The sequence below is a fragment of the Sporichthyaceae bacterium genome (assembly GCA_036493475.1).
Taxonomy (GTDB): Bacteria; Actinomycetota; Actinomycetes; order Sporichthyales; family Sporichthyaceae; genus DASQPJ01.
Genome location: DASXPS010000003.1, coordinates 22,767 through 33,662, shown reverse-complemented (window position 1 = coordinate 33,662; position 10,896 = coordinate 22,767). Strand labels below are relative to the sequence as shown.

Annotated in this window: 11 protein-coding genes; 2 read left to right on the top strand and 9 right to left on the bottom strand. The window is 69.6% G+C overall.

Going from position 1 to position 10,896, the window contains the following annotated elements:
• A partial coding sequence (locus VGJ14_00310) for a Clp protease N-terminal domain-containing protein (protein HEY2830835.1) occupies positions 1-218 on the bottom strand: 218 nt, incomplete at its 3' end.
• A 361-nt stretch (positions 219-579) separates the two neighbouring features.
• Between VGJ14_00310 and VGJ14_00305 the strand changes: the two genes are divergently transcribed.
• Positions 580-774: a hypothetical protein gene (locus VGJ14_00305; GenBank protein ID HEY2830834.1), complete on the top strand. Its 195-nt coding sequence runs from the start codon at positions 580-582 to the stop codon at positions 772-774.
• A 35-nt stretch (positions 775-809) separates the two neighbouring features.
• On the opposite strand, the gene VGJ14_00300 is transcribed toward VGJ14_00305, so the two are convergent.
• The 8 genes from VGJ14_00300 to VGJ14_00265 all read right to left on the bottom strand — a co-directional run bounded on the left by VGJ14_00300 (position 810) and on the right by VGJ14_00265 (position 9,004).
• Positions 810-1,148 (bottom strand): Lsr2 family protein, encoded by a 339-nt coding sequence (locus VGJ14_00300; GenBank protein HEY2830833.1) that lies wholly within the window; start codon positions 1,146-1,148, stop codon positions 810-812.
• 103 nt (positions 1,149-1,251) lie between these two features.
• Entirely contained in the window at positions 1,252-1,758 is a 507-nt protein-coding gene (locus tag VGJ14_00295) for an amino-acid N-acetyltransferase (GenBank protein HEY2830832.1), read from the bottom strand.
• Between the two features lie 4 nt (positions 1,759-1,762).
• Positions 1,763-3,247, bottom strand: coding sequence for a bifunctional lysylphosphatidylglycerol synthetase/lysine--tRNA ligase LysX (lysX, locus tag VGJ14_00290; GenBank protein ID HEY2830831.1), 1,485 nt, complete (start codon positions 3,245-3,247; stop codon positions 1,763-1,765).
• Positions 3,248-3,337: 90 nt separating this feature from the next.
• Positions 3,338-4,126, bottom strand: coding sequence for a type III pantothenate kinase (locus VGJ14_00285; protein HEY2830830.1), 789 nt, complete (start codon positions 4,124-4,126; stop codon positions 3,338-3,340).
• Entirely contained in the window at positions 4,127-6,688 is a 2,562-nt protein-coding gene (locus VGJ14_00280; GenBank protein HEY2830829.1) for an L-aspartate oxidase, read from the bottom strand.
• Between the two features lie 2 nt (positions 6,689-6,690).
• Positions 6,691-7,173, bottom strand: coding sequence for an aspartate 1-decarboxylase (panD, locus tag VGJ14_00275; GenBank protein ID HEY2830828.1), 483 nt, complete (start codon positions 7,171-7,173; stop codon positions 6,691-6,693).
• Positions 7,173-8,069, bottom strand: a complete 897-nt coding sequence (gene panC / locus VGJ14_00270) for a pantoate--beta-alanine ligase (protein ID HEY2830827.1) — start codon at positions 8,067-8,069, stop codon at positions 7,173-7,175. Before panC ends, panD begins: the two co-directional genes overlap by 1 nt.
• A complete protein-coding gene (locus VGJ14_00265) occupies positions 8,066-9,004 on the bottom strand; it encodes a DUF2520 domain-containing protein (GenBank protein HEY2830826.1) in 939 nt (312 codons plus the stop codon). The genes panC and VGJ14_00265 overlap by 4 nt, the downstream gene beginning before the upstream one ends.
• Before the next feature lie 230 nt (positions 9,005-9,234).
• Here VGJ14_00265 and VGJ14_00260 point away from each other — a divergent pair, with 230 nt between their 5' ends.
• A complete protein-coding gene (locus VGJ14_00260; protein HEY2830825.1) occupies positions 9,235-10,887 on the top strand; it encodes a LuxR C-terminal-related transcriptional regulator in 1,653 nt (550 codons plus the stop codon).
• The last annotated feature ends 9 nt before the right edge of the window (positions 10,888-10,896 follow it).

Genomic DNA, 10,896 nt, shown 5'->3' with positions numbered 1-10,896 from the left:
GCCTGCTGGCCCTGTCCGATGATCTCTTCGACCTGTTGGCGGACGGCCTCCAGCGAGATGCCGAGGCTCTCCAGCGCCTTGGCGGCTACGCCCTCACCCTCATGGATGAGTCCGAGCAGGATGTGCTCGGTGCCGATGTAGTTGTGATTCAGCATCCGGGCTTCTTCTTGGGCCAGGACCACAACGCGACGGGCGCGGTCGGTAAATCTCTCGAACATCGTGCGTGCTCCTTAGAGCGGGGCGAGGCGGTGTATGGAGGACCCACCCACCGTCTGCTGGCAACTCTAGCCCCGGCGGGGGTCCGGCGTAGGGAGCACCCAAGTGCGCTCACCGGAAGGAATGACGAGACAAACCGGGCGAAGACTTACTCTTGGGTACAGGGGTTTCAACGGACCAGGAGACCGATGCATTCCCGTCCCCGGATCGCCGCGCTGGGCACCCTCGCCGTCCTCGCATCCGGGCTCGGGATTTCTGCTGCCGACGCCGGCACGGCCACGGTCAAGGTCAGCGTTTGACCAGGTCCGGTCAGCCCGCGGTGCTGGACTCCAAACTGGTCAACCTGGCCACGGCAAGACCCAGGTGGCGATCGGGCTGAGGGCAGTGCGCTCGGTGACGCCGGCCTATTCCACCGAGGGCAAGACCTGGCACACGGTCAAACTGGTGCCCGGGCGGGCACCGCTGGGTGAGCAGCATTTCCAACCCGGCGAAGGGGAACGTGTCATTGCGGGCAAGGGCCACCGGCGCCAGTGGGGCCAGTGGGGTCTCGATCTTTGAGACCGTCACCGACGCCTACGGCACGGGATGACGCACTATTTGTGCGCGGCGTTGTACTGCTCAATGATCGTGGCCGGAATTCGGCCGCGCTCGGAGACGTCCAGGCCCTTGGCGCGCGCCCAGTCGCGAATCTCTGAAGTGTTCACCGCGCCCGCGCGTGCGCCTTTTGCCGAACCGGCGCGACCCCGTGCGGCGCGGCCCCCGACACGCCGGGCCGAACCGACATAAGAGGCCAGCGCATCACGCAGCTTGGTGGCGTTCTTCGAGGACAGGTCGATCTCATACGAGACGCCATCCAAGGAGAACGACACGGTCTCGTCGGCCGCTCCGCCGTCAAGGTCGTCCTCGAGAATGACCAGGGTCTTGGATGCCATCTGTGAGATTCCTCTGCTCTGTCCCCCGACGCACCGCCGCGCCGCGCGATCAAAAGCAAACCAGGAATTCCAGAATCGCGCAATTGCGCCGCGCGAATGGGATCTACAGCTCCAGCAACATCCGCGAGTTGCCCAAAGTGTTCGGTTTGACCCGTTCCAGATCCAGGAACTCCGCAACGCCCTCGTCATAGGACTTCAGGATCTGTGCGAACACGGCGGGATCTACCGGAACATCGTCGATGATCCGGAATCCATGTCGGGAGAAGAAGTCGACCTCGAAGGTCAAGCAGAACACCTTTCGTACACCCAACTCACGGGCAACCGTCATCAACCGGTCCAGCAACAGATGACCGATGCCGCGATGGCGGTGCGCCGGGGCAACGGCCAGCGTGCGCACCTCGGCGAGGTCCTCCCACATCACGTGCAGCGCCCCGCAACCGATCACCGCGTTGTCCAGTTCGGCCACCCAGAATTCCTGGACATCCTCATAGAGCATGACGGTGGCTTTGGACAGCAGGATCCGGTCGTCGGCGTAGACATCAATGAACGTGCCGATCGAGCGTACGTCGGCGGTCCGGGCGCGGCGGATCACCACACCGTCAGCGGTCATCGGTTCAGCTCTGCGGCCGCACGAACGGGAACAACACGGTCTGCCGGATGCTCGCACCGGTGAACATCATCAGCAATCGGTCGACGCCCATTCCCATACCTCCGGTGGGTGGCATCGCGTACTCCAGTGCGCGCAGGAAGTCCTCGTCCAGCTGCATGGCCTCGGGGTCGCCGCCGGCCGCCAACAAGGATTGCGCGGTGAATCGAACGCGCTGCTCAGTGGGGTCGATCAGCTCGGAATATGCGGTGCCGATCTCATGACCAAATGCCACCAGGTCCCAACGTTCGGCCAGCCGCGGATCCACCCGGTGCGCGCGGGTGAGCGGGGACACCTCGGTCGGGAAATCCCGGTAGAAGGTGGGCAGCACGGTGTGTTCCTCGAGAAGCCGTTCGTACATCTCCAGAATCACCTGGCCGCGGTTCCAGGATGGATCGGTCGGCACCTCGGCCTTCTCACACAACCGGATCAACTCGGGCAACCCAGTGTCCGCAGTGATCGGGGTACCGAGAACGTCGGAAAGGCCCTCGTTGACGGTCACCGTCCGCCACTCGCCGCCGATGTCGTACTCCGCATCGCCGTGGCGGATCACCGTGGCACCCAATGCGTCCGCCGCAGCCGTCTGAATCAGACGCTGCGTCAGGACGGCCATGCTGTTGTAATCGCCGTAGGCCTCGTAGGCCTCCAGCATGGTGAACTCCGGATTGTGCGAGGCATCCACACCCTCGTTGCGGAAGTTCCGGTTGATCTCGAAGACCTTCTCCACGCCGCCGACGGCCAACCGTTTCAAATACAACTCCGGCGCGATGCGCAGATAGAGCTGAGCGTCGTAGGCATTGATATGCGTGATGAACGGACGCGCATTCGCACCACCATGGATGGCCTGCAGCATCGGGGTTTCCACCTCGAGGAATCCCGCGTCGGCCAACGTGTTGCGCAGCGAACGCACCATGTCCGACCGCATGGTCAGCATGCGGCGCGCATCGGGGTTCACGATCAAATCCACGTAGCGCTGCCGGACCAACGCCTCCGGGTCGATCAGACCCCTGTGCTTGTCCGGCAACGGCCGCAGGCACTTGGCGGTCAGCGCCCAGTCGTGTGCCAGCACGGACAGTTCACCGCGTTTGGAGGTGATCACCTCACCGGTGATGCCGACGTGGTCGCCGAGGTCGACATCGCTCTTCCACGCGGCCAAGCGCTGCTCACCCACCTTGTCCAGCGACAACATCACCTGCAGATCGCCGGTGCCGTCGCGCAGCGTGGCGAAGCACAACTTGCCGCCGGTGCGGGAGAGCAGCACCCGACCCGCGATGCCCACAATGTCGCCGGTGGCCACGTCGACCGGCAGGTCCGGGTGGGACTCGATTACCTCGGCGATGGTTGCGGTGCGCGGATATCCCACCGGGTAGGGGTCGACACCGGCGGCGCGCAGCCGGTCCAGCTTCTCCCGCCGCACCCGCATCTGCTCCGGGAGTTCTTCGTCCTCGCTCACCCGGCAGAGGGTACTTCCCTCTGCGAAGGAGCTCAGCCGGCCTGCGCCGTGATCATCGCGGGCGCCCGACGCCGCGGCTGACGCCCCGCGTCAGGCGGTGGTGTTCCGTTCGAAGATCAGCCGCAGGCCGATCAGGGTGAGCCACGGCTCGTGCTTGTCGATGCTGGTGGACTCCCCCAGCACGATCGGCGCCAGACCGCCGGTGGCCACCACGGTGACGCCGTCGGGATCGTCGGACAGCTCCCCGGCCATCCGGTCCACGATGCCGTCCACCTGACCGGCAAAGCCGTAAAGGATGCCGGACTGCATGGCCTCCACCGTGCTCTTGCCGATCACCGAACGCGGCCGGGCCAATTCCACCTTGCGCAGTTGGGCGCCGCGGGCGCCCAATGCCTCCACCGAGATCTCGATGCCCGGCGCGATCGCGCCGCCGACGTACTCCCCCTTGGCGGACACCGCGTCGAAGGTGGTGGCGGTGCCGAAATCGACGACGATGCACGGCCCGCCGTAGAGGTGCGCGGCCGCCAACGCGTTCACGATCCGGTCGGCGCCCACCTCCTTGGGGTTGTCCATCAGCACCGGCACCCCGGTGCGTACACCCGGTTCGACGACCACGGTGGGCACGGCACCGTGATAGCGGAGCACCATCTCGCGCATCTCGTGCAGCACCGAGGGCACGGTGGAACAGATCGCGATGCCGCTGAGTCGTTGGCCGTGTTCGGCGGAGTCGGAATGCGCCAGCAGCGAATCCACGGTGACCGCCAACTCATCGGCGGTCCGTCGGGCGTCGGTGGAGATGCGCCAGTGCTCGACGATCGTCGACCCCTCGAACAGGCCGAGCACCGTGTGGGTGTTGCCGACGTCGATGGTGAGCAGCATCTACAGGTCCTCAGGGCGCAGGTCGAGAGCGACGTCGAGCACGGGCGCGGAGTGGGTGAGCGCCCCCACCGACACGAAGTCCACACCGGTCGCGGCCACCGCGGCCGCGTCGGCCAGGGTGAGACCGCCACTGGCCTCCAGCCGGGCCCGGCCGGCGTTACGGGTTACGGCTGTCCGCATCTGTGCGGGGGTGAAGTTGTCCAGCAGCACCAAATCGGCCCCGGCCTTGAGGACGTCGTCGAGTTGGTCCAGGGAGTCCACCTCGACCTCCACCGGCACTGCGGGGTAGGCGCGGCGCACTGCCTCGAACGCGGCCACCACCCCGCCCGCGGCCAACACGTGGTTGTCCTTGATCAGCGCCTCGTCCCACAGTGCCATCCGGTGGTTGACCCCGCCGCCACAGCGCACCGCGTACTTCTCCAGCACCCGCAGGCCGGGTGTGGTCTTGCGGGTGTCGCGCACTTTCGCGCCCGATTCGGACAGCGCGTCGGCCCAGGCCCGGGTCGCGGTGGCCACCCCGCACATGCGGCTGAGCAGGTTCAGCGCGGTGCGTTCGGCGACCAGCAGGTGCCGGGTGTGCCCGTGCACCGTGAGCAGCACCTCGCCCCGGTGCGTCCACTCCCCGTCCTTGGCGAACCGCTCCACCACCACGTCGCCGCCGGACACCCGCTCGAAGACCAGGCGGGCCACCGCCAGCCCGGCGACAACGCCGTCGCCACGGGCCACCAGGTCGGCGCGGGCGGTCTGCCCGGCGGGCACGGTGGCCACGCTGGTCACGTCGTCGCGACCGGGACCGAGATCCTCGGCCAGCGCGCGGTCGACGATCGCCTCGATCTCGACGAAGTCCAGACCCGCATCGGCGAGCTCGGCGAGCAGCGCGGCGGACGGTGCCGGATCGGCGGTGGGCGCAGCGATCGGGCTCAGCGCCATGTGTACCGCTCCCCCGCCGCTGTGCGCGTCCAGGTGACGTTGCCAGTGCACATCGTCGCGCGCGGGGAAATCCTCCCGCCAATGGGATCCCCGGGTCTCCTCCCGCGCAGCGGCCGCGGCCACCAGCACGGTGGCGATGGTGTGCAGATTGGTCGCCTGCCAGGCCTCCACGCCGGGTGATCCGGGATGAGCGGCGGCAAGCTCGCCGAGTGCGTCGGCGGTACGGGCCAGACCCTCCCGGCTGCGCAGCACACCGGCGCCGGAGCTCATCAGCCGTTGCAGCTCGCCCCGCACCGCGCCATCGAGCAGCGCGCGCGGCCGGCGGTCCGGGGCGGGCACCCGCCGCGGCGGCAGCGCCCGGACCAGGTCAGCCGCGATGCGCTCGGCGAACACCAGGCCCTCCAACAGCGAGTTGGACGCCAACCGGTTGGCACCGTGCACGCCGGAGCAGGCGGCCTCGCCGCACGCGTAGAGGCCGGGCACCGAGGAGCGTCCGTTCAGATCGGTGCGGACGCCGCCGGAGGCGTAGTGGCAGGCGGGCACCACCGGAATGAGGTCGGTCACCGGGTCGATGCCGTGGTCGCGACAGGTGGCCAGGATGGTGGGAAATCGCTCGGCCCAGCGCGTTGCACCGAACCCACGCGCGTCCAGCCACACGTGCGGCGCACCGGTGCCCTCCATGATGCGCAGGATCTGCTTGGCGACCACGTCGCGCGGCGCGAGGTCGGCGAGCTCGTGCACGCCCTGCATGAAACGGCGGCCGGTCGCGTCCACCAAGAAGGCGCCCTCGCCGCGCACCGCCTCGGAGATCAGCGGCTGCCGCCCGCCGCCGGTGTCATCTGAGTGCGGCTCACCGAGCCACAGCACGGTGGGGTGGAACTGCACGAACTCCAGGTCGCGGACGATGGCCCCGGCCCGCAACGCCATCGCCGTGCCGTCGCCGGTGGACACCACCGGGTTGGTGGTGGCGGCGTAGATCTGACCCAGTCCGCCGGTGGCCAGGACCACCGCGCGGCAGGCGACCGCGCCCACGCCGTCGCGTTGGCCGACGCCCATCACGTGCAGGGTGATGCCCGCGACCCCGCCGTCCGCGGCCAGCTGCAGGTCCAGGGCAAGCGCGTGCTCGATGACCTCGATGCGCGGCTGCGCGTGCACCGCGTGAATCAGCGCCCGTTGGATCTCTGCGCCGGTGGCGTCCCCGCCCGCGTGCGCAATGCGCTTGCGGCGGTGACCTCCCTCCAGGCCCAGCGCCAACTGGCCGTCGGCGGCACGGTCGAACACGGCCCCGGAGGAGATCAGTCGGCGGACGGCTGCGGGTCCCTCGGTGACGAGCACCCGCACTGCATCGGCGTCGCACAGGCCGTCGCCGGCCAACATGGTGTCCCGCAGGTGTTCCTCGGGACTGTCGCCGGGCCCCAACGCCGCGGCGATGCCCCCTTGCGCCCAGCGGGTCGAGCCCGCGGACAGCACGTCCTTGGTGATCAGCAGTACGCCGCCGGCCGCATCCGGCAACAGGTCCGCCGCGCGTAGCGCCAGGGTGAGACCGGCGATACCCGAGCCCACCACGACCACGGCGGCCTCGCTGGTCCAACCGGGTTCCGGGGCCGTCAGTCGCGCGGCGAAGGTGGACACGATTACGGGCGCACCGGCAGCGCGTGGCGATTCAAACTGTGAAATTCAGGTGCGCGATCACCGCTGATGCTGTCCCCGCGCACGTCGCCGCGGGCCGCGCCGAACTCGGGCACCGGCGCCGCCGGGTCACCGTCGATGACCACGATCTGATTGCGCCCGTCCACGTGCACTACCGTCGGCTTGAGCTCGCGGGCCTCGGCATCGCTCACGCCCATGTAGCTGATGATGATCACCAGATCGCCGGGCGCGACCAACCGGGCCGCTGCGCCGTTGATGCCGATGACCCCGGACCCGCGCGGACCGGGGATCACGTAGGTCTCCAGCCGGGCACCGTTGTCGATGTCGACGATGGCCACCTGCTCACCGGGCAGCAGGTTCGCGGCGTCCAACAGGTCCTCGTCGATGGTGATCGAGCCGACGTAATGCAAATCGGCCTGCGTCACCGTCGCGCGGTGGATCTTGGACTTGAGCATGGTGCGGAACATCAGCTGGTCCCTTCGCGAGGGGTAAGGGCCGAGTGTTGTCGATCCGGGTCGAGCAGTTCCACGGGCAGATTGTCGATGAGGCGGGTTTGGCCGGTGCGAGCGGCCACCAACAAGCGGGCCGGCCCGCTTGTTGGATCCGCCGCCAACCCAGTAGAACGAAGCTGGAGATAGTCCAATTCCAAACCGGGAACCCCGTCGATCTCCGCGTGTGCCGCGGCCAGTACGGCCTCGGCGCCGGCGTAGCCGGCCGCGGCCCCGGCCAGCAGTCCACGCGATAACGCGAGTGCTGCAGCGCGTTGCTCGTCACTCAGAAATCTGTTCCGGCTGGACCGCGCCAGGCCATCCGCCTCGCGCACCGTGGGCACCGGGGCGATGCGCACATCGAGGTCCAAGTCGGTGACCATCTGCCGGATCACGGTCAGCTGCTGGTAGTCCTTCTCGCCGAAGTAAGCAACCTGAGGCTCCGTCAGGTGCAGCAGCTTGAGCACCACGGTCAGCACGCCGTCGAAGTGGCCGGGGCGGGAGGCGCCCTCCAGCACATCGCCCAACGGACCGGCGGTGACCGCGGTGGCCGGTCGGCCGTTCGGGTACAGCTCCGGCTCGCCCGGCGCGAACAGCACGTCCACCCCGGTCTCATTGCACATCGCGAGGTCCGCGTCGAAGGTGCGCGGGTAACGGGCCAGATCCTCCCCGGCGCCGAACTGCAGCGGGTTGACAAACAACGTGGCGACCACGCTCGCGCATTCGGTGCGCGCCCGGCGCATCAATTCGGCATGCCCGTCGTGCAACGCACCCATGGTCATCACCACCCCACGCGGAGCAGGCAGCGCAGCCAACGCGGCGGCAAGATCGGCGCGGGTACGCGCCACCAGGGTGTTGCGGACAGTGGTGGTCATGCGGTGCCCCCGGCGAACGGGTGGGCCGCGCTCAGCGCATCCAGCAGAGCCTCGGCACGGTCGGCGGACAGGCCTCCGGCGGCCAGCGCGCGGTCCGCGGTGAGCCGGGCCATGGCCACGTAGGCCGCGGCCGCCTGTGGGGACTGCTCGGCGATCACCTCGACGTGCGCGGCCACGGTTCCCGCGTCCCCGCGGGAGACCGGGCCGGTCAGTGCGGCGTCGCCGCTACGCAGGGAGTTGTCCAGGGCCGCGCCGAGCAACGGGCCGAGCAACCGGTTGGGTTCCTCGACGCCCGCGGTGTGCAGCAGGTCCGCGCTCTGCGCGACCAGGGTGACCAAGTGATTGGCACCGTTGGCCAGCGCTGCGTGGTAGAGCACCCGGTGCTCCTCGGCCACCCACTGCGGGTCGGCGCCCATCTCCACCACCAGCGCCTCGGCCACCGGGCGCAGCGGGTCGGGCGCGGTAATGCCGAAGCAGGCGCCGGACAGTCGGGCCAGGTCGACCGCGGTGCCGGTGAACGTCATCACCGGGTGCAACGCCAACGGCAGCGCGCCGTGGCGGGTGAGCGGCTCGAGCACGGCGGTGCCGTAGCGGCCCGAGGTGTGCGCGACCAGCGTGCCGGGGCGGACCGCCTCGGCCTCGGCCAGACCGGCGACCAGGGCGGGCAGCACGTCGTCGGGCACGGCGAGCAGCAGCAGTTCCGCGGCCCCGGCCACGGCCAACGGGTCGGAGACCTCGTTCACCCCGAGTAGTGCGGCAGCCCGCTCGCGGCTGGCCTTGCTCACCCCGGAGGCGGCCACGATGCGGTGTCCGGCGCGGGCCAGGGCCGCACCGAGGATCGCACCCACGCGCCCGGAGCCGAGCACACCGACCGCCAGCCGGGCAGGTCGGTGCGCCGCGCCGGCGGGCGCGGGGCGCCGTTGCAGTTCGTTCATTGCCGTCGTTCCAGTCCTCTTCGGGTACCGGACGTCTGTGGGCAAGCAACAGTCTAAATCGCGATCGTCATCCGACGGGAGCCCCCGCCCCGTCTTCTTTTACCAAGTGACTATTGGGGTGATCGTTGCCATTGGGGCATATGGGATTTGAGTGACAGTTGTTCACACTGGGGCTGCGCTGATTGAACAGCGCGCTGAACGTATCCAACTCCGGGCAGGGAGGGACACGCGTGGCACCGGCACCGGCGTTGATCGTGCCCCGCACCAGGGCGGCGGTTGCGGAGGAAACCGCACCGCTGGACACCGATGCGCTGCTGGGCGGCGCGGACGCCACGCCGAGCGTCGAAGACGGGCTGATCGCGGAAACTCTGCAGGTCGACCCGGCCCGGTTGGCCGCGATGCTGGCCGACGCGGTGCGCTCGGGTACTCCGCTGAATCGGGTGGCCGCTCGACTGGCCCGCGCGGTCGCGCTGACCGGGGACCGCGACGGCGCACTGCGGCTGGCCGACGTTGCCGTCGGCGATCCGAACGCGGCCGACCGGGACCTCGCGGTGGCGGTGGCCGCCGCGGTGCTGTCCGGGCGCGGCATGTTGAGCCGGGCGGCCGACCTGCACCGTTGGTTCGCCGCGACGTCGGGGCAGCAGTGCCCGGCCGCGGTGCCCGCCCTGCTCGGCACCGGCGACCTGGCCGGCGCACGGGCCGCGGCGGCACCGGTGACCTCCCGCATCCCGACTCTCGGGGACGGCGTGGAGTCGCTGGTGGCGGCGGGACTGTTGGACAGCATCACCGGACCGCCCACCGCGGCGTTGTCCAAGCTCACCCGGGCGGCCGGGCTGTTGGAGCCGGCCGCGCGGAACACGTTGTTGCCCGACACCCCGGCCGCGTTGGCCGCCGTGGTGGCACTGAACGTCGGCGAGTTCGGGGTTGCCGAATCGGTGCTCACCCGCGCGGTCGAGGTGGATCTGGGTGGGGTGTTCGCCCGGACCCGGCACCGCGTGCTGCAGGCCTGGACGGCCATGCAGCGCGGGGATCTGGACCGGGCCCGCGGCTTGTTGCTGACTGATCGTCAGTTCGAGCCGCGGGAGGAGCTGACCGCCGCCGCGATCGAGGTGGGCATCGCCCGCCGGGAGGGTGATCTGGGTCTGCTGCAGCAGGCCTGGCAACGCGCTCGGCAGGCGATCGTGCGCCACCCGGTCGACCTCTACGCCCTGCATGCGGTCGGCGAACTATGGGTGGGCGCGGTGCGACTGAGTGAAGAGGACTGGGTCGCCCCACACGTGGCCGAGATGTGGGCGCTGCTGGACCGGCTGGGGTCCCCGCCACTCTGGGCGGCGCCGATGCACTGGTACGGCGTGCAGGCCGCCGGCCTGGCCGACCGCACGGAGGCCGCGGCCCCCCATGTGGCCGCACTGGAGAGCGCCGCGGAACGCTACCCGCACGCAGCGGTACTGGCCGCGGCCGGGCGCTGCTGGTTGGCGGTACTGGCCGGGCAGATCGACGCCGCCGAGGTGGACAGCGCCGCGCGGCGCCTGCACCGCATCGGCCACGCCTGGGACGCCTCCCGGCTGGCCGGCCAGGCCGCGGTGCGCGCCGAGGACCGCACCGTGATGGCCGCCCTGCTCAGCTGCGCCCGCAGCCTGCGCCCGGCGCCGGTCACCGACGAAACTGACGAGCTGTCACCCGTGGCAGACGGCCTCGAACTCTCCGACCGCGAACGCGAGGTCGCCGCCCTGCTGCTGGACGGCCTGACGTATAAGGACATCGGCGAGCGGCTGTTCATTTCCGCGAAAACCGTCGAGCACCACGTGGCGCGTATCCGGCAACGCTGCGCCGCCGGCTCCCGCGCCGAGCTCTTCTCCTTACTGCGGGCGAACCTGTCGTAGCGAGCACAG